We start from the raw sequence: 17,747 nt of genomic DNA, 5'->3' as shown, positions 1-17,747 counted from the left end.
TCCCTGTCCGGAGGCACCGATCATGACCACGCAGTCCCCCCACATCGTCGACCTCGCCGACGTCGCTCACAACACGCGGCGCGGCGGCGATCTGCGCGCCATGCTCACCCCGAGCACGGTGGGCGCCACCAGCGGCTTCATGGGCCTGGCCCTCATCCAGCCGGGTGACCGCATCGGTGAGCATTACCACCCGTACTCCGAGGAGTTCGTGTTCGTCGTTTGCGGCGACCTGGAGGTGGACCTGGACGGGACCGCGCACCGGCTGCGCCCCGACCAGGGCCTGCTGATCCCCCGCGACATGCGGCACCGCTTCCGCAACGTCGGGGACACCGAGGCCCGGATGGTCTTCCATCTGGGCCCGCTGGCTCCCCGTCCCGAGCTGGGGCACGTGGACACGGAGGCCACCGAACCTGCCGAGGCGTCATCGTGACGCGACGGGTGGCGATCACCGGGCTCGGCGTGGTCGCACCGGGGGGCGTGGGTGTTCCGGCCTTCTGGGACATGCTCACCGCCGGGCGCACGGCGACGCGCGGTATCACGCTCTTCGACCCCGCGGGCTTCCGTTCGCGGATCGCCGCCGAATGCGACTTCGACCCGGTGGCCGCCGGGCTGGCCGTGGAGCAGGTCGAACGCTCCGACCGCTACGTACAGTTCGCGCTGGCGGCCTCCAGGGAGGCCGTACGGGACGCGGGTCTGGAGACCGGCGCGGGCGACCAGTGGCGTACCGGGGTGTCGCTGGGCACCGCGGTCGGCGGCACCACCCGGCTGGAGCACGACTACGTCGAGGTCAGCAACAAGGGCGAGTCGTGGAACGTGGACCACCGGCGGGCCGGGCCGCATCTGCACCGGGCGTTCTCGCCCAGCGCGCTGGCCTCCGGGGTGGCGGAGCTGATCGGGGCGCAGGGGCCGGTGCAGACCGTCTCGACGGGCTGCACCTCGGGTCTGGACGCGATCGGGTACGGCTTCCAGGCGATCGAGGAGAACCGGGCCGACGTGTGCGTCGCGGGCGCGGCGGACTCGCCGATCTCCCCCATCACGGTGGCCTGCTTCGACGCGATCAAGGCGACGTCGGCCAACAACGAGGACCCCGAGCACGCGTCGCGGCCGTTCGACGCGCGCCGGGACGGCTTCGTGCTGGGCGAGGGCGCCGCCGTGCTGATCCTGGAGGAGCTGGAGCACGCGCGCGCCCGCGGCGCCCGGATCTACTGCGAGATCAGGGGCTTCGCCACCTACGGCAACGCCTACCACATGACCGGTCTGACCCGGGAGGGCCTGGAGATGTCCGAGGCCATCGACCACGCGCTCGGCCACGCCCGGGTCAACAGCTCCGACATCGACTATGTCAACGCGCACGGCTCCGGCACCCAGCAGAACGACCGCCATGAGACGGCCGCGGTCAAGCGCTCGCTGGGCGATCACGCGTACCGGACGCCGATGAGTTCGATCAAATCCATGGTGGGGCATTCGCTGGGCGCCATCGGGGCCATCGAGATCGTGGCCTGCACCCTGGCCCTCGCGCACGGCGTGGTGCCGCCCACGGCCAACTACGAGAATCCCGACCCCGAGTGCGATCTGGACTACGTACCGCGCACCGCCCGGTCCCTGCCGCTGCGCCACGTGCTGTCGGTGGGCAGCGGGTTCGGCGGCTTCCAGTCCGCGGTGGTGCTCAGTCATGGGGGTGCGTCATGAACGCGACCGTGAAGACGGACCGGAAGGCCGCGACCGGGCGGCACATCCGGGGCGCGGCGATCACCGGAATGGGGATCGTGGCGCCGGGTGGCGTGGGGACGGACGCCTTCTGGAAGGGCGTACGGGAGGGGATCACCTGCCTCGACCGGCTCACCCGCGAGGGCTGCGAGGACTTCCCGCTGCGGGTGGCGGGCCAGGTCCGTGACTTCGAGCCGGGATCGCTGATCGAGGAGCGGTATCTCGTCCAGACCGACCGCTTCACCCACTTCGCGATGGCCGCGGCCGAGCTGGCGCTGGACGACGCGAGGCTGCCGCGCCGGGACATGTCGCCGTTCGCGGTGGGCGTGGTGACCGCGTCCGGCTCGGGCGGCGGCGAGTTCGGCCAGCGCGAGCTGCAGCAGCTGTGGGGCAAGGGGCCGCGCTATGTGGGCCCGTACCAGTCCATCGCCTGGTTCTACGCGGCCAGCACCGGCCAGATCTCCATCCGCGGCGGGTTCAAGGGCCCGTGCGGGGTGGTGGCCAACGACGAGGCGGGCGGCCTGGACGCACTCGCGCACGCCTGCCGGTCGATCCGGCACGGGGCGGACGCGATCGTGGCGGGCGCCGCCGAGGCGCCACTCGCCCCGTACTCGGTGGTGTGCCAGCTGGGGTACGAGGAGATGAGCCTGGCCCGGGACGCGGGCCGGGCCTATCTGCCGTTCACCGCCGAGGCCTGCGGCTTCGCCCCGGGCGAGGGCGGGGCGATGCTCATCGTCGAGGAGGAGGGCGCGGCGCTGCGCCGCGGGGCGCGCGTGCGCGGCCGGATCCTGGGCCACGGCGCGACCTTCACCGGCCCGTCGATGTGGGAGCGGTCCCGGGAGGGGCTCGCGCAGGCCATCCGCGCGGCGCTGGCCGAGGCCGGCTGCGCCCCGGAGGAGATCGACGTGGTGTTCGCGGACGCCCTCGGCGTACCGGAGGCGGACCGCTCCGAGGCCCTGGCGATCACGGACGCGCTCGGCGCGCACGGCCGCCGGGTGCCGGTGACCGCCCCCAAGACCGGCTTCGGCCGGGCGTACTGCGCGGCCCCGGTCCTGGACGTGGCGGCCGCGGTGCTCGCCATGGAACACCGCGTCGTGCCGCCCACCCCGTACGTCACCGACGTATGCCATGACCTCGACCTCGTCACCGGCAGTTCCCGCGCCGGGCGGCCGCGGACCGCGCTGGTGCTGAGCCGGGGGCTGATGGGTTGCAACGCGGCGCTCGTGCTCCGCGGCCCGGAAGGAGATATCTGATGTCCAGTCAACTGTCCTACGGAGACCTGGCCTCGCTCATGAAGCGCTGTGCCGGACTGACCGTCGACCCGGAGCTGATGCGCACCCGGCCGGACTCCCCGTTCGAGGAGTACGGCCTGGACTCGCTCGGCCTGCTCGCGATCGTCGGCGAGCTGGAGAACCAGTACGGCACCCCGATCGAGCCCGGCGCCGAGAGCTCCAAGACGCCCGGTGACTTCCTCGACGTCATCAACACCTCACTCACCACGGGAGCATGAGATGACCGGCCACACCGACAACGAAATCCTGATCAAGGCCCCTCTGGATCTCGTCTGGAACACGACGAACGACCTGGAGAACTGGCCGAACCTGTTCAGCGAGTACGCGTCGGTCGAGGTGCTCCAGCGGAACGGGGACACCACCACCTTCCGGCTGACCATGCACCCGGACGAGAACGGCAAGGTCTGGAGCTGGGTCTCCGAGCGCGAGACGGCCCGCGATGTGCGGACCGTCTGGGCGCGCCGGGTGGAGACCGGGCCCTTCGCCTTCATGAACATCCGCTGGGAGTACGAGGAGGAGGCCGAGGGCACCCGGATGCGGTGGACCCAGGACTTCGAGATGAAGCCGGACGCGCCGGTGGACGACGCCGGAATGACCGAGCACATCAACCGAAACTCCAAAATCCAGATGGAGCTGATCCGGGACAAGATCGAGCAGCGCGCCCGCGCGCGGGTCGGGGCGTGAGGAAAATGCACCGTGAACTGATCGTGGCCCGCATGAAGGAGAACGCGGCGCAGGAGATAGCCGCCGTCTTCGAGGAGTCGGACCGCCATGGGGAACTGTCGCATCTGATAGGCGTGCGCGGCCGGAGTCTGTTCCAGTTCGGTGATGTGTATCTGCATCTCATCGAGGCCGACAAACCGCCGGGGCCGGAGGTCGCGCGGGTGACCGGCCATCCGGAGTTCCGCGCCATCAGCGAACGGCTATCGGCGTATGTACAGGCCTACGACCCGGCGACCTGGCGCGAGCCGAAGGACGCCATGGCGAGGGAGTTCTACCGCTGGGAGCGCTGAACCGGGCCGGGCGAGGGCCCGGCCCGCTTTCGTACGCGCTCTTCGTACGCGCTTTTCGAACGGGCTGTTTTCGAACCGGCTGCCGCGTCCGCGGAAGCCGGTTTCGGCGTTTGAAAGCCTGTCGTCCGATCAGTTGAATGACCATCAGCCCGTTCGCGCGGCAAAAGAGTGATCAACAGCCGGAACTCCACTCGGAGGGCTTACATCCGTCAGATTTGCGGGCCGCGCCAAGTGGCAGCGGGCCCTCTCTTCGCTGACGGTGGTTAAGACGCCGACGCGATCCCTTTGTCTGGCAAATAGTCAGTAATCGTGCCGGTGCCGGAAGGAATGACTCATGCGATCTACTCGCGCACTCTTCGCCGGGGCGGCGATTGCCGCCACCCTGACCCTGGGCGCCCCCGCCGCCGCGTTCGCTGCCGACGTCTCGGACCCGGGCGGTCACGGCGGGTACTCGAGCAGCCAGGAGTCCTCCGAGGACGGCTACGGTCAAAGCGGCAGCTCCTGGAAGGACAAGGACAAGGACCAGAAGGAAGAGCACGGCAAGGAAGAAGAGCAGGGCAAGGAAGAGCAGGGCAAGGAAGAAGAGCACGGCAAGGAAGAGCAGAAGGGCAAGGACGAGGACCCCAGCGACCACGACTGGTCCGGCAGCAGCAAGGGCAAGGACGAGGACGAAGAGCACGACTGGTCCGGCAGCAGCAAGGGCAAGGACGAGGACGAGGAGCCCCGCGAGCACGACTGGTCGGGCAAGAAGGGCGACTGGGACGGCGGTTCCTGGAAGAGCCACGAGAAGCCGAAGGGTGGCGTCCACACCGGTGGTGGCGGCATGGCCACCACGGGCAGCGGCATGGCCGCCGGTTCGGTTCTGCTCCTCGGTGGTCTCGGCGCCGGCGCCTACGCCCTGCGTCGCCGCAAGCCGTCCGGCACCGCGATCTGAGCCTGACGCTTCGGAAAACCCGTGCTGCCGTGGCACCACCGCTGGCTTCGGCGGAGGTGCCACGGCAGCGCCACGAACGGGCGCTGTGAGAAAGGCGAACACCCGCATGGGCAAACAGGGCAAGCAGGGCGGTACTGACAGCAACACCCGTACGCTCCGATGGGCCGCGGCATCGGCTCTCATCGGTGTCTTCCTCATCTACAACTCGGTCGACGCCTCCTCCCAGTCCTCCTCCCCGGTGTCACCGGCCACGCCCGCGGCCACCGCCGCCGAGACGGATTCGCAGCCGGAGACGGCGGAGGTGCCCCCGGAGGACCGGTCCGACGCCCAGTCACCGGCGGCCAGGCCCGCGTCCCGGCCCGGGCCCGCGCTGCCGCGGTCGGCCCCGAACCGGCTGGACATCCCCTCGATCGGTGTGAGCGCCCCGTTCACCGCGCTGTCGCTCAACCCCCAGGGCACGCTGATCCCGCCGCCCGACACCGACAACAACCTCGTCGGCTGGTACGAGGCCGGCCCCTCCCCCGGTGAGCGCGGCAACGCCATCGTGGCCGGCCACGTGGACACCAAGTCCGGCCCGGCGGTGTTCGCCATGCTCAACTCCCTGAAGGCGGGCGGCAAGGTGACCGTCACCCGCGACGACGGCATCCTCGCCACGTTCGTCGTCGACGAGGTGCGGACCTTCAAGAAGAAGGACTTCCCGGACCGGGAGGTGTACGGGGACACCAACGACGCCCAGCTGCGCGTGATCACCTGTGGCGGTGCGTACGACCACACGGCGAAGGACTACACGGCCAACGTGGTGGTGTTCGCCCACCTCAGCTCGTTCCGCTGGGCCTGAGCCGCCCCGGAACACCACGGTGCCCGCGCCCCTCCTGGAGGGGCGCGGGCACCTTCCTGCGCACCGGCGGCTAGCCGGGCACCCGGCTGTCGATGGCGTGCAGATACGCGTTGACGGGACGGCTCTCGGTGACGCTCAGCCCGGCCTCGGTCATCCGCGCCACCAGGCTGTCCGTGGTGTGCTTGCGGCCGCCCACGTTGAGCAGCAGGAACAGGTCCATGGCCGTGGTGAACGAGGAGCGGCTGTTGTCGATGAGGTTCTCGATGACGAGCACCCGGGCGCCGGGCCGCGCGGCCGCGACCACGTTGGCGAGCGTGCGGCGGGTGTTCTCGTCGTTCCATTCCAGGATGTTCTTGATGATGTAGAGATCGGCCCGCACCGGGACCTCCCGGCGGCAGTCGCCCGGCACCAGCGTGGCCCGCTCCGCCAGCGCGCCGCCGTCCCGCAGCCGGGGGTCGGCGCCCGCCACCACCTGCGGCAGGTCCAGCAGGGTGCCGCGCAGATCGGGGCGCCGCTCCAGCAGGCTGGCCAGCACATGGCCCTGGCCGCCGCCGATGTCGGCGACCTCCTTGACGCCGTCGAGGTCGACGAAGGCGGCGACATCGGCCGCGGACTGCCGGCTGGAGGTGGTCATCGCCCGGTCGAAGACCTCGGCCGACTCGGGCGCGTCCTCGTGCAGATAGGTGAAGAAGTCCTTGCCGTAGAGGTCGTTGAAGACGATGCCGCCGGAGCGCACCGCCCGGTCGAGCCGCGGCCAGACCTCCCAGGTCCAGGGCTCGGTGCACCACAGGGAGATGTACCGCAGGCTGCGCGGGGCGTCCTCGCGCAGCAGCCGGGACATCTCGGTGTGGACGAAGCGGCCGTCGTCGGTCTCGGCGAAGATCCCGCAGCAGGCCAGGGCGCGCAGCAGGCGGCACAGCGGATCGGGTTCGGCGTCCACCGTGGCGGCGAGCTCGCCGACGGAGGTGGGCTGCTCGCCCAGCGCGTCGGCGACGCGCAGCCGGGCGGCGGCGCGTACGGCGGCGGCCCGGGCGGCGCCGAAGGCGATCTCCCGCAGCTGCATGGCCGCCGCCTGGGACGCGGCCGCGGGGGTGTCGTCGCCGGGGGCCGGGGTGTCGGGGGCCGGGGTGGCCGTGGTGGTCATGTCGCCGCCTCTCAGCACCGGCCGGTGGGCACCGACAGCGTGCAGACGTTGCCGGTGAAGGTGTTGCCGGGGCCCTTGTCCCGGTCGGCCACGTCGGCGGGCTTGTTGCCGGTGAGCACATTGCGGCTGATGGCGTTCTTGCTGTTCGCGATGCCGACGACGCTCTTGAACAGCACGATCCCGCCGGACATCGGCGAGGTGCCGACGTTGTTGTGCACCTGGTTGCCGGTCACCCGGGTGCCCTCGGTGCCGGTGAGTACGATGCCGGCGCCCTGGATGAACGGCAGCCGGGCGTTGGGCGCGCAGTAGGCGTTGTTCTCGTGGACGGCGTTGTGGGCCACCGTCAGGTCCCCGGCGCGCGGCTTGGACTCGTCGCCCACGACGAACACCCCGCCGCAGTTGCCGGTGGCGGTGTTCTGCTCGACGGTCAGGTTCCGCAGCCGGCGCACCACGACGCCGATCCGGTTGCCGGACAGCCGGTTCTCGGCGACCCGGGTGCCCTTGGCGTCGGTGGCGCCACCTTCGGCGTCGACGGTGTTGGCGAGGAAGATGCCCGATTCCTTGTTGTTGCGGGAGACGTTGCGGAGGAAGGCCCCGCGGGTGGACAGCTCCTGGCCGATGCCCTGCTGCCCGTTCTTCTCGGCGAGGGTGGCGCGCACGTCCATCCGGACGGTGCGGGAGCCCCAGATGCCGTTCTTGGGGAAGCCGCTGACGGTCAGCGAGCGGATCCGGACATTGCTGACGGGGTGTTGGGCCGTACCGGTGACGCAGACGCCGTGCCCGGCCTTGCCGCAGGCGTTGGCCGACGCCTTGGCGGGCGCGGTGAGGACGGTCGTCCGGCCCACGCCCCGCAGGGTCAGCCGGCTCTTGGTGATCTGCACGTTCTCCCGGTAGACACCGGCCCGCAGCTGGATGGTGTCCCCGGGCCGGGCCGCATTGACCGCGGCCTGGATCGACTGGCCCGGCTTGACGGTGTGCACGGTGGGCGCGCTGGGTGCCGGGGCGGCGTGGGCGCCCGGCAGCTGGGTGAGTTCGATGGCGAGGGCGGCCGTGAGGCCCGCGAGGTAGCGAAGCTTTCGTGTGCGCATGAACAGGAAGTTATGGGCGAGTTGCATCACTCGCCACTTATTCCCCCTTTTGTCCGCTACGCCCTTTGGCCGCTACTCCAGCACCCGGGAGCCGCCGACCGGCAGGTCCCACAGCTCCTCGCGGGGACGGCCCGTCGCCTCGAAGGCGGCGCGGACCCGGTGCAGCGGCTCCAGCGGCGGCTCGGCGGAGAGCAGGAACGTCGACCAGTGCATCGGGACCAGCGTCCGGGCCCCGAGGTCCAGATACGCCCGTACGGCCTCCTCGGGATCGGTGTGCACCGGGCACAGCATCCAGCGCGGTTCGTACGCGCCGATCGGCAGCAGCGCCAGGTCGATGCCCGGGTAGCGGCGGCCGATCTCCTGGAACCAGTGGCCGTAGCCGGTGTCGCCCGCGAAGTACACCCGCTGCCCGTCGGGCCCGGTGACGACCCATCCGCCCCACAGCGAGCGGCAGGTGTCGGTCAGGGTGCGCTTGCTCCAGTGGTGCGCGGGGACGAAGTCGAAGCGGACCGGGCCGCTCTCGCCCGGCAGTTCGGCCGCCTCCCACCAGTCCAGCTCGGTCACCCGGGTGAACCCGCGCGCCCGGAACCACCCGGCCAGCCCGGCCGGGACGAACAGCGGCGTGTCCCGGGGCAGCCGCTTGAGGGTGGGCGCGTCGAGGTGGTCGTAGTGGTTGTGGCTGATGACCACCGCGTCGACGGGCGGCAGATCCTCCCAGCGCACCCCGGGCGGGGTGACCCGGGCCGGGGTGCCGAGGATCCTGCGGGACCAGACCGGGTCGGTGAGCACGGTCAGCCCACCGATCCGCAGCACAAAGCCGGCGTGCCCGGCCCAGGTCAGCGCCACCTGCCCGGGGCCGGCCTGCGGCAGCGGGCCCGGCGCGAAGGGGAGGTCCGGGATCTGGTGCAGCGTCTCCGCCGGCGGCCGCAGCCGCCCCTCGCGGGCCAGCCGGGCGAGGGCGCGCACCCCGGGCAGCGGGGAGGTGAGCCGGTGGAGGAACGACCGCGGCCAGGTGCGGACCTCGCCGAGCGGACGGGGCGCGGACAGCGGCGGGGGCGCGACGGACGACGGATGTCCCGCACGGGGCGGCCGCGGCGCAAAGGGCAGGCCGCGGCCCTCGCCCGCCTCGGTGGGTTCGGCCTGGTCGGTCATGGGGTGCGCTCCCTTCGCGGTGGGCCGGTCATGGCGCCCCGGCCCGGACGAGGTCACCGAATACCCTTTCGAAGGCGGCCAACTTCCCTGCCACAGAGGGAAGTTCCAGCGGGTCCGGGGCGGCCAGCGCGGCGAGCCGCAGCTCGTCCGACGCCCCGAGCAGCGGCAGCGTCGCCAGCCGGACCCGCAGGGTGTGCGGCGGGTCGCCGAACCGGTGGCCGCCGGCCACCGCCGGGCCGAGCCGCCCGGCGAGGTAGCGCTCCAGCTCCACCGAATCGGTGAGGGAGCGGGCGGCGAGCACCCCGCGCAGCTCGTCGAGGTCCGCGTACAGCTGGCGGCCGGCCTGCGGCGGGCGGCAGAGCGCGCCGACGGCGGTCAGCGCCCGGTACGCCGCGGCCGCCACCGCCCCGTGCGCGCGGGCGGCGGCCGCCATCCGGCGGCGGACCGGCTCGGGCTCGGTCAGCGCGTACCCGGCGGCCACCGAGACGGCCGCGGGCAGCCCGGCCCGTACGGCGGTGAGCATGGACAGCACCCGGGCGCGCAGCTCCGCGCCGCGCTCGGTGGCCGGGAACCGGGCCACCGCGGCGGGCCAGCCGACCGGGGTGAGGGCGCCCGCGAGGTCGGTGAGCACGACCACGTCCTCGGGTGCCATCTCGGCGGGGCTCAGCAGCACCGTGCCGTGCGGATGGTGCACCGTGTCCCGCCACGTCTCGTCGCTCACGATCAGCAGCCCCTCGGCCACCGCCGCCTCGCACACCTCGTGCAGCAGCTCGGGCGGGGCCACGGTGCCGGTCGGGTCGTCGGCGACGGACAGCAGCAGGATGCGCGGCACCCCGCCCTCGGCCCGGACCCGGCGGACGGTCTCCAGCAGCGCGAACGGATCGGGCAGCCCGCCGCACTCGGCCGGCACCGGGGCGTGGTGGCCGCGCCGGTCCACCAGCCGCACCAGAGGCTCGTACCAGGCGGCGCAGGGGCGGGGCAGCAGGACGTCGCCGCCGGGGGCCGAGGCGAGCAGCGCGAGCAGCAGCGGCTCGGCGCCGGGGGCGGCCACGACATGCGCGGGGTCGGTCCACAGCCCGCGCCGCGACCAGTAGCCGCAGGCGGCCGTGCGCAGGTCGGCGGAGCCGCCGACCGGCTCCGGCGCGCCCCGGTCCGCGGCCGCCGCGAAGCACGCGGCCAGCTCCGGGAGGACCGGCAGCCCGCCGTCGTCCCGCTCGGCCGGCGCCGGTGCGGTCCACTGCCGTTGCATTCGTCCACACCTTTCGTGTGTGTGCCGACGCTGTCCACCTTCGCAGATCGGCGGTGGTGGCGGCGTGGGACGACACCCGGGCGGTCAGGCGGAGCCGCCGTCCTGGTCCAGTGCCATCAGCCGGCGCTCCATGCCGCGGCCGCGGGTCCGGACGACCGTCTCGGCCAGGCTCACCAGCTTGCGGTTGGTCCGCTGCGAGGTCCGGCGCAGCAGGTCGAAGGCGCGGTCGGCGTCGCAGCCCAGCACGTACATCACGATCCCGCACGCCTGGTCGACCACGGGGCGCGACCGCAGCGCCGCGTCCAGCTGGTCCACCTGGGCGAGGGCGGCGCGGTAGAGGCGGTCCCGGGCCAGGCTCTCGGTGGTGAGGTCGCCCAGCAGCTCGGTGGCGCCCTGAGCCGCCTTCTCCAGGGGGCCGGGCCGCAGGCCGTAGAGGGAGATCGTCACCGTCAGCCCGTCGCATTCGAACGGCAGCGTCGCGCTGGACCGCACCCCCGCGTCCAGTGCCCGGGCCCGGTAGCGCGGCCAGCGCAGATCGTGCAGCAGATCGTCGGCGCCCGTCGGGCGGCCGGTGTCCAGGGCGGCCAGGATCGGACCCTCACCCGACATCATCTGCACCGACACCAGCGCCGACAGATCGGGGTGGGTGGCGGCGGTCGTCCGGTCGTCCTCCGCGTCGACGGGCGCGTCCTGCGGCAGGAGCGCCGTGGCGGTCGCCCCGCAGCTGGCCGGGGTGCACGAGGCGGCCTGTTCCGCCAGCTCCGCCAGGCCCCGTCCGAGCGACGGGGTGTCGGGCTGGCACTGCGGACGGCTGTACGGGCGTTCGGGCATCGCCGGCTCCGGTCCTTTCCTTCCGTGAGGGTCCCTTTCGGTCGGCTTCCCGCTGGCTTGCGCGGAAAACAACACCGGACCAGTGCCCCGCTGCCGGTCCGGCTAACGTATGCGCATGTCCCGGGCGCAGGATTTTGGTGCGGAACTCACGGATTTCCGCAGACGTGTCGATGAATTGCGAACGGCGAGGGCACTGCCCTCGCAGGAGCGGCTGTCCCTGCTGGACGCCGCTCTTTTCGAGCTTCAGCACGTGGTCGACGTGCTGTGGCCGCGGTACGAGGAGCTGGCCGCGGCCAGCCGCGTCCCCCCGGGAGGCCGGTCCGACCCCCATGAACAGCAGCTTTTGCGCGCTCTGTTCCAGCGACTGCCCATTCCCGTCGTCTTGCTGGACCGGGAGTCCGTCGTCCGGCGTATGAACTTCGCCGCGACCCAGCTGTTCAACACCCGCGCCGGATACGCCACCGGCCGCCCGCTGACGTCGTCGCTGCGCCGCGACGGGCAGGCGGCGCTGCGGTCGCAGGTCGCGGCGGTGGCGCGTGGGGAGGGCGGGCGCAGTCTGACCGTGCACCTGTCGCAGCCCGGGCCGGACGGCGCCCTGCGGGTGACGCTGGCGGCCCTGCGGCCACCGGGCGAGCCGCACCCAGCGGTGCTGGCCGCCTTCCAGCCGGACCGCGGCACGGCGGCCACCTCCTCGGTCACCCTCCCGGTGCCCAGGACCGCCGGGAAGGACACGGTGGACGGGACGGCCGCCGCGCAACCGGATCTGGCCGAGGTGACGCGCCACGCCGAGCTGCTGGATCTGGTCGACGACATGGCGACGGCGCTGCTGGGGGCGACCCTCGAGGGCAGCGGGCCGGAGGAGGTGCTGGGGCGGGCGGCGGAGCTGCTGCACGGCCGGTTCGCGGACTGGGTGATCGCCGACGTGGCCACGGACGGCACCGGCGCGCCGCGCCGGATGGTGGCGCTCGGCCCGCCGGAGGCGGCCGGTGAGCGGACCGCGTCGCTGGCCGGGCAGGATCCGGCCGGCTGCCCGCTGGTGGCCGACGCGCTGGACGACGGGGTGGCGGCCCTGCGGGTGAGCCCGCCGGACGCGAACGCCTTCGGCCGGGACGCCACGGGCGCGCCCGTGCTGGTCCGGGAGGAGGTCGTCTCGCTGCTGTGCATCCCGCTGCGGGTCTCGCCCACGGCCCCGGTCCTCGGCGCGCTCACGCTGTTCCGTACGGCCGGCCGGAGCCCGTTCGAGATGGCGGAGGCGGGCGCGGCGGACCGCGTCTCCCGCCACATCGCCCTGGCCCTCAGCCGCCCCCGGGTCCGAGAGGCGGGGGCGGCGGAGGGCTAGGGCGGGTGTCGGGTGGGCTTGGGCTAGGCGGCCTGCGCGTTGACTTCCTCGCCCAGGCGCTCACAAGTGCGGCTGATCAGCCGGGACACGTGCATCTGGGAGATGCCCAGCCGGTCGGCGATGCGGCCCTGCGTCTCGTCGCAGAAGAAGCGCAGGTACAGGATGCGCCGTTCGCGTTCGGGCAGGGCGCGCAGGCACGGCTTGAGCGCCTCGCGCTGGATGACGCGGTCGTAGGAGGGCTCCGGTGAGCCGAGGGTGTCGATGAGCGCGTATCCGTCCTCGGCGCCGCGCAGTTCGGCGTCCAGTGACAGGGGGCTGTAGCTCTCCAGCGCCTCCATGCCCGCCCGGACGTCCTCCTCGCTCAGCCCGGTGTGCTCGGCGATGTCGGCGACGCTCGGGGTGCGGGAGTCCGGGGAGCGGTTCAGCTCCTGGACCGCCGTACGGACCCGGTTGCGCAGTTCCTGGACCCGGCGCGGGACGTGCAGGCCCCACAGGTGATCCCGGAAGTGGCGCTTGACCTCGCCGACCACCGTCGGCACGGCGTAGCTCTCGAAGGCGGTGCCGTGGTCCGGGTCGTAGCGCTTGACGGCCTTGACCAGGCCGAGCATGGCCACCTGACGCAGATCGTCCGCGGACTCGCCGCGGTTGCGGAACTGTCCGGCCAGCCGCTCGGCCATCGGCATCCAGGCCCGGACGACGTCCTGGCGCAGGGCTTCCTTCGACGGGCCCTCCGGCATGGCGGAGATACGGCGGAACTGGGCGGCGGTGTCGGGGGCGTCGTCGTGCGAATGCCGGTGCTTGCGGGAACGCACCTGCCGGGTGTGCGTCTCCCGGGTGTGCGTCTGGCGGGGCTGTGCTCGTACGGCTGTCATGCGGCCGCGCCTCCCTTGGGCTATCGTATGGCACCGTGGGAGCAAATCGGACAAAAGAGGCGACCACTTGGGACACGCCTGTCGCAGTTGTCCTGCTCCTGTGGCGTGCCTCCGGTCCGAAGCACTAAAGGTCGCGTGCCCGTCCGAGACCCTGCCAAACAAGGTTTCCCGCTGTGTTTTCTTCCCTGCGCGCCGGTTACCCGTTTCACCGCATCCGCGCACAAGGAGGGTCCGATGACCGAGTACGGCTACTTCCTGGCCGCCGAGGAACACGGTCCCGCCGAGCTGATCGAGCAGGCGCGGATGGCGGAACAGGCCGGGTTCACCTCGCTGTGGATCTCCGACCACTACCACCCCTGGAACGAGGCGCAGGGCCAGAGTTCGTTCGTCTGGTCGGTGATCGGCGCCCTGGCGCAGGCCACTTCGCTGCCCGTGCAGACCGCCGTCACCTGCCCGACGTTCCGCATGCACCCCGCCATCGTCGCCCAGGCGGCCGCCACCAGCGCGGTGCTGCTGGGCGGCCGGTTCCGGCTGGGCGTGGGCAGCGGTGAGGCCCTGAACGAGCATGTGCTGGGCGACCGCTGGCCCCCGGCCCCGATCCGGCTGGAGATGCTGGAAGAGGCCGTGATGGTGATGCGCCAGCTGTTCGAGGGGCGCCGGGTCAACCACCACGGAAAGCACTACACGGTGGAGAACGCCCGGCTGTTCACGGTCCCCGACGAGCCGGTGCCCATCGACATCGCCGCGTTCGGCGAGTCCGCCTGCGCGCTGGCCGGGCGGGTCGGCGACGGCTTCATCACCATGGGCCCCGACGCGGAGCTGGTGGAGCGGTTCCGGCGCGGCAGCGGCGCGAGCGGCAACCACAAGCCCGTACGCGGCGGCCTGAAGGTGTGCTGGGGCCCGGACGCCGACGAGGCGCTGCGCACCGCACACCGGCTGTGGGCGGTCGAGTCGCTGCCCGGCCAGCTGCTGACGACACTGCCCACCCCGGCCCACTTCGAGCAGGCCGCCGAACTCGTCACGCCCGAGCGGATGGCGCGGAGGGTGACCTGCGGCGACGACATCGACGCGCACATCGGCGCGCTGTCCGCCTACGCCGAGGCCGGGTTCGACACCGTCTACGTCAACCAGATCGGCCCCGACCAGCGCGGCTTCTTCGACTTCTACCGCACCAAGGTGCTGCCGCAGCTGGCCGGTTGAGCCCGCCGGGCGTTCCCGGGCCCTCGCGGTTCCGCCCCGGGCAATCCGACGCACCCCGAGCCACCCCCACAGGAGTGAGTGAGCGCCATGACCACCAAAGTCGCCGACTACGTCCTCGCCCGGCTGCGCGAGTGGGGCGTCGAGCACGTCTACGGGTACCCGGGCGACGGCATCAACGGCCTGCTCGCCGCCTGGGGCCGGGCGGAGAACGAACCCCGGTTCATCCAGGCCCGGCACGAGGAGATGGCCGCGTTCCAGGCCGTCGGCTACGCCAAGTTCAGCGGGCGGCTCGGCGTCTGCACGGCGACCTCGGGGCCGGGCGCCATCCACCTGCTGAACGGGCTGTACGACGCCAAGCTGGACCACGTCCCGGTGGTGGCGCTGGTCGGCCAGACCCACCGCAGCGCGATGGGCGGTTCGTACCAGCAGGAAGTCGACCTGCACAGCCTGTACAAGGACGTCGCCTCCGACTTCCTGGAGACCGTGACCGTCCCCGAGCAGCTGCCGAACGTCCTGGACCGGGCCATCCGCACCGCCTACGCCCGGCGCGCCCCCACCGCCGTGATCATCCCGGCGGACGTCCAGGAGCTGGACTACTCCCCGCCCACCCACGACTTCAAGATGGTGCCCTCCAGCCTGGACCGCAGCGGCTGGTCCGCGGTGCCCTCCAGCCGCTCCCTGGAGCGCGCCGCCGAGGTGCTGAACGCGGGCGACCGGGTCGCCATCCTGGTCGGCCAGGGCGCCGCCGGGGCGCGCGCCGAGGTGCGGCAGGTGGCCGACACGCTCGGCGCGGGCATCGCCAAGGCGCTCCTCGGGCTGGACGTGCTGAGCGACGACCTGCCGTATGTCACCGGGCCCATCGGGCTGCTGGGCACCCGCCCCTCCTACGAGCTGATGCGCGACTGCGACACCCTGCTGACGATCGGCTCCAGCTTCCCGTACACCCAGTTCCTGCCGGAGTTCGGCAAGGTCCGGGCCGTGCAGGTCGACCTCGACCCGCACATGATCGGGATGCGCTACCCGTACGAGGTCAACCTCGTCGGGGACGCGCGCGAGACGCTGCTGCGGCTGCTGCCGATGCTGCGCCGCAAGGAGGCCCGCGACTGGCAGGAAGAGATCACCGCGGGCGTACGGCGCTGGCACGAGGTGATGGAGCAGCGCGCCGAGGTCTCCGCCGACCCCATCAACCCCGAGTACGTGGCCCACTGCCTGAACCCGCTGCTCCCCGACGACGCCATCCTCACCTGCGACTCCGGCTCCGTCGCCAACTGGTACGCCCGCCATGTGCGGATGCGCGGCCGGATGCGCGGCTCGCTGTCCGGCACGCTGGCCACCATGGGCAGCGGTGTGCCGTACGCGATCGGCGCCAAGTTCGCGCAGCCGGACCGGCCCGTGGTGGCCCTCGTCGGGGACGGCGCGATGCAGATGAACGGCATGGCGGAGCTGATCACCGCGGCCAAGTACCGCCACGCGTGGGACGATCCGCGGCTGATCATCGGCGTCTGGAACAACCAGGACCTCAACCAGGTGACCTGGGAGATGCGGGCGATGGGCGGCGCGCCCCAGTTCCTGCCCTCGCAGGAGATCCCCGACGTGTCCTCGGCGCGGTTCGCCGAATCGCTCGGCCTGAAGGGCATCCGGGTGGAGAAGCCCGAACAGGTCGAGCCGGCGTGGCGCGAGGCGCTGGGCGCGGACGGCCCGGTGTGCGTCGAGTTCCTGACCGACCCGGCCGTGCCGCCGATCCCGCCGCACGCGACGTGGGAGCAGATGGAGGCCACGCTCGGATCCATGGTCAAGGGCGACCCGGACCGCACCGGCATGGTGCGCCAGGGGCTGAAGGCGAAGATGCAGGAGTACCTCCCGCACCGGTCGCACCGGGAGCCGCACCGGGCCAAGAAGGCCGACGGCGGCGACGCGTGAGCGCAGGCATCTCGTGAAGATCGAGCGGCTGGACGTCACGGCCTACACGGTGCCGACCGACGCCCCCGAGGCGGACGCCACCCTCGCCTGGGACGAGACCACCGTCGTGGTGGTCGAGGCGCGCAGCGGGACGACCACCGGCCTCGGCTGGACCTACGCACCGGCCGACGCCGGGTCGGTGGTCTGCGACCTGCTGCGCGGCCATGTCCTGGGCCGCTCCCCCATGGACGTCGCGGGGACGAACGAGGCCATGGGCCAGGCCGTGCGCAACGCGGGGCGGCCGGGGCTGGTGTCCTGCGCGATCTCCGCGGTGGACATCGCCCTGTGGGACCTCAAGGCCCGGCTGCTGGAGCTGCCGCTGCCGCAGCTGATCGGCGCGGTGCACGACACCGTGCCGGTCTACGGCTCCGGCGGCTTCACCACGTACCACGACACCCATCTGGCCACCCAGCTGACCGGCTGGGTGCACGGCCAGGGCATCGAACGCGTCAAGATCAAGATCGGTGAGGCGTGGGGCCGGGCCGTCGAACGCGACCTCGCCCGGGTGGGCCACGCGCGCGACGCGATCGGCCCGCACGCCGAGCTGTACGTGGACGCCAACGGCGGGTACAACCGCAAGCAGGCGGTGCGCATGGGCCACGCGCTCGCCGAGCACGGGGTGGGCTGGTTCGAGGAGCCGGTCTCCTCCGACGACCTGGAGGGCCTGCGAGTCGTGCGCGACCTGGTGGTCTGCGATGTCGCGGCGGGCGAGTACGGCTACATGCTGCCGTACTTCGCGCGGATGGCGCCGGTCGTGGACTGTCTGCAGGCCGACGCCACCCGCTGCGGCGGGCTCACCGTCTGGCTGCGCGCCGCCGCCCTCGCCGAGGCCACGGGGCTGGAGATCTCCGCGCACTGCGCGCCGCACGCCCACGCGCACGCGGCCGCGTGCGTACCGAACGTGCGCCACCTGGAGTGGTTTCACGACCACGCCCGCATCGAGTCCACCCTCTTCACCGGCGCCCTCGACCCCACCGGCGGCTCGGTGCGGCCCGGGGTGAGCGGCGCGCCGGGACACGGCATGTCCTTCCGCCACGAAACGGCGACGCCGTACCGGGTGCTGTGAACGGTTTCGGCACGGTCCTGCTGGCTACCCGCCGGGCCGACGACGGATGACATGACTCTACGG

Annotated in this window: 18 protein-coding genes; 12 read left to right on the top strand and 6 right to left on the bottom strand. The window is 72.4% G+C overall.

The window, feature by feature from the left end; all coding sequences use genetic code 11:
* Positions 1–22: 22 nt before the first annotated feature.
* From ACFZCY_RS24675 to ACFZCY_RS24640, 8 genes are all read left to right on the top strand, one after another.
* A complete protein-coding gene (locus ACFZCY_RS24675) occupies positions 23–430 on the top strand; it encodes a cupin domain-containing protein (RefSeq protein WP_391177112.1) in 408 nt (135 codons plus the stop codon).
* Entirely contained in the window at positions 427–1,689 is a 1,263-nt protein-coding gene (locus ACFZCY_RS24670) for a beta-ketoacyl-ACP synthase II (protein WP_391177109.1), read from the top strand. Before ACFZCY_RS24675 ends, ACFZCY_RS24670 begins: the two co-directional genes overlap by 4 nt.
* On the top strand, positions 1,686–2,960 hold the full coding sequence (locus tag ACFZCY_RS24665) for a beta-ketoacyl synthase N-terminal-like domain-containing protein (RefSeq protein ID WP_391177106.1): 1,275 nt from the start codon (positions 1,686–1,688) through the stop codon (positions 2,958–2,960). Before ACFZCY_RS24670 ends, ACFZCY_RS24665 begins: the two co-directional genes overlap by 4 nt.
* The gene (locus ACFZCY_RS24660; RefSeq protein WP_391177104.1) at positions 2,960–3,217 is read left to right on the top strand and encodes a phosphopantetheine-binding protein; all 258 of its coding nucleotides are present in this window, start codon (positions 2,960–2,962) and stop codon (positions 3,215–3,217) included. The genes ACFZCY_RS24665 and ACFZCY_RS24660 overlap by 1 nt, the downstream gene beginning before the upstream one ends.
* A gap of 1 nt (position 3,218) precedes the next feature.
* The gene (locus ACFZCY_RS24655) at positions 3,219–3,683 is read left to right on the top strand and encodes an SRPBCC family protein (RefSeq protein WP_391177101.1); all 465 of its coding nucleotides are present in this window, start codon (positions 3,219–3,221) and stop codon (positions 3,681–3,683) included.
* A gap of 5 nt (positions 3,684–3,688) precedes the next feature.
* The gene (locus ACFZCY_RS24650; protein WP_391177099.1) at positions 3,689–4,012 is read left to right on the top strand and encodes a TcmI family type II polyketide cyclase; all 324 of its coding nucleotides are present in this window, start codon (positions 3,689–3,691) and stop codon (positions 4,010–4,012) included.
* Between the two features lie 334 nt (positions 4,013–4,346).
* Complete coding sequence (locus ACFZCY_RS24645) at positions 4,347–4,946, top strand: hypothetical protein (protein WP_391177096.1); 600 nt, start codon at positions 4,347–4,349, stop codon at positions 4,944–4,946.
* 106 nt (positions 4,947–5,052) lie between these two features.
* Complete coding sequence (locus ACFZCY_RS24640) at positions 5,053–5,784, top strand: class F sortase (protein WP_391177093.1); 732 nt, start codon at positions 5,053–5,055, stop codon at positions 5,782–5,784.
* A 70-nt stretch (positions 5,785–5,854) separates the two neighbouring features.
* Here ACFZCY_RS24640 and ACFZCY_RS24635 read toward each other — a convergent pair whose 3' ends face one another.
* From ACFZCY_RS24635 to ACFZCY_RS24615, 5 genes are all read right to left on the bottom strand, one after another.
* Positions 5,855–6,928 carry a methyltransferase gene (locus ACFZCY_RS24635; RefSeq protein ID WP_391177090.1) on the bottom strand — a complete coding sequence of 358 codons (1,074 nt, stop codon included), beginning with the start codon at positions 6,926–6,928 and terminating at the stop codon, positions 5,855–5,857.
* A gap of 11 nt (positions 6,929–6,939) precedes the next feature.
* The gene (locus ACFZCY_RS24630; protein ID WP_391177087.1) at positions 6,940–8,016 is read right to left on the bottom strand and encodes a right-handed parallel beta-helix repeat-containing protein; all 1,077 of its coding nucleotides are present in this window, start codon (positions 8,014–8,016) and stop codon (positions 6,940–6,942) included.
* A gap of 72 nt (positions 8,017–8,088) precedes the next feature.
* Positions 8,089–9,168: an MBL fold metallo-hydrolase gene (locus tag ACFZCY_RS24625; RefSeq protein ID WP_391177085.1), complete on the bottom strand. Its 1,080-nt coding sequence runs from the start codon at positions 9,166–9,168 to the stop codon at positions 8,089–8,091.
* A 28-nt stretch (positions 9,169–9,196) separates the two neighbouring features.
* Complete coding sequence (locus tag ACFZCY_RS24620; RefSeq protein WP_391177082.1) at positions 9,197–10,417, bottom strand: aminotransferase class I/II-fold pyridoxal phosphate-dependent enzyme; 1,221 nt, start codon at positions 10,415–10,417, stop codon at positions 9,197–9,199.
* Positions 10,418–10,501: 84 nt separating this feature from the next.
* Entirely contained in the window at positions 10,502–11,248 is a 747-nt protein-coding gene (locus ACFZCY_RS24615; RefSeq protein ID WP_391177079.1) for an ANTAR domain-containing protein, read from the bottom strand.
* A 115-nt stretch (positions 11,249–11,363) separates the two neighbouring features.
* Here ACFZCY_RS24615 and ACFZCY_RS24610 point away from each other — a divergent pair, with 115 nt between their 5' ends.
* Complete coding sequence (locus ACFZCY_RS24610) at positions 11,364–12,587, top strand: PAS domain-containing protein (protein ID WP_391177076.1); 1,224 nt, start codon at positions 11,364–11,366, stop codon at positions 12,585–12,587.
* Positions 12,588–12,610: 23 nt separating this feature from the next.
* Here ACFZCY_RS24610 and ACFZCY_RS24605 read toward each other — a convergent pair whose 3' ends face one another.
* Positions 12,611–13,459, bottom strand: coding sequence for a SigB/SigF/SigG family RNA polymerase sigma factor (locus ACFZCY_RS24605; protein WP_391177072.1), 849 nt, complete (start codon positions 13,457–13,459; stop codon positions 12,611–12,613).
* Between the two features lie 234 nt (positions 13,460–13,693).
* Here ACFZCY_RS24605 and ACFZCY_RS24600 point away from each other — a divergent pair, with 234 nt between their 5' ends.
* The 3 genes from ACFZCY_RS24600 to ACFZCY_RS24590 all read left to right on the top strand — a co-directional run bounded on the left by ACFZCY_RS24600 (position 13,694) and on the right by ACFZCY_RS24590 (position 17,684).
* The gene (locus ACFZCY_RS24600; protein WP_391177069.1) at positions 13,694–14,659 is read left to right on the top strand and encodes a TIGR03557 family F420-dependent LLM class oxidoreductase; all 966 of its coding nucleotides are present in this window, start codon (positions 13,694–13,696) and stop codon (positions 14,657–14,659) included.
* 87 nt (positions 14,660–14,746) lie between these two features.
* On the top strand, positions 14,747–16,579 hold the full coding sequence (locus tag ACFZCY_RS24595; protein ID WP_391177066.1) for a thiamine pyrophosphate-requiring protein: 1,833 nt from the start codon (positions 14,747–14,749) through the stop codon (positions 16,577–16,579).
* Positions 16,580–16,592: 13 nt separating this feature from the next.
* The gene (locus ACFZCY_RS24590; protein ID WP_391177063.1) at positions 16,593–17,684 is read left to right on the top strand and encodes an enolase C-terminal domain-like protein; all 1,092 of its coding nucleotides are present in this window, start codon (positions 16,593–16,595) and stop codon (positions 17,682–17,684) included.
* Positions 17,685–17,747 lie beyond the last annotated feature (63 nt).

The organism is Streptomyces sp. NPDC007983 (assembly GCF_042958345.1).
In the GTDB taxonomy this organism is placed as follows: domain Bacteria; phylum Actinomycetota; class Actinomycetes; order Streptomycetales; family Streptomycetaceae; genus Streptomyces.
Note: the sequence above shows the minus strand (reverse complement) of the source record. Positions and strands in the feature narration are given on the sequence as shown.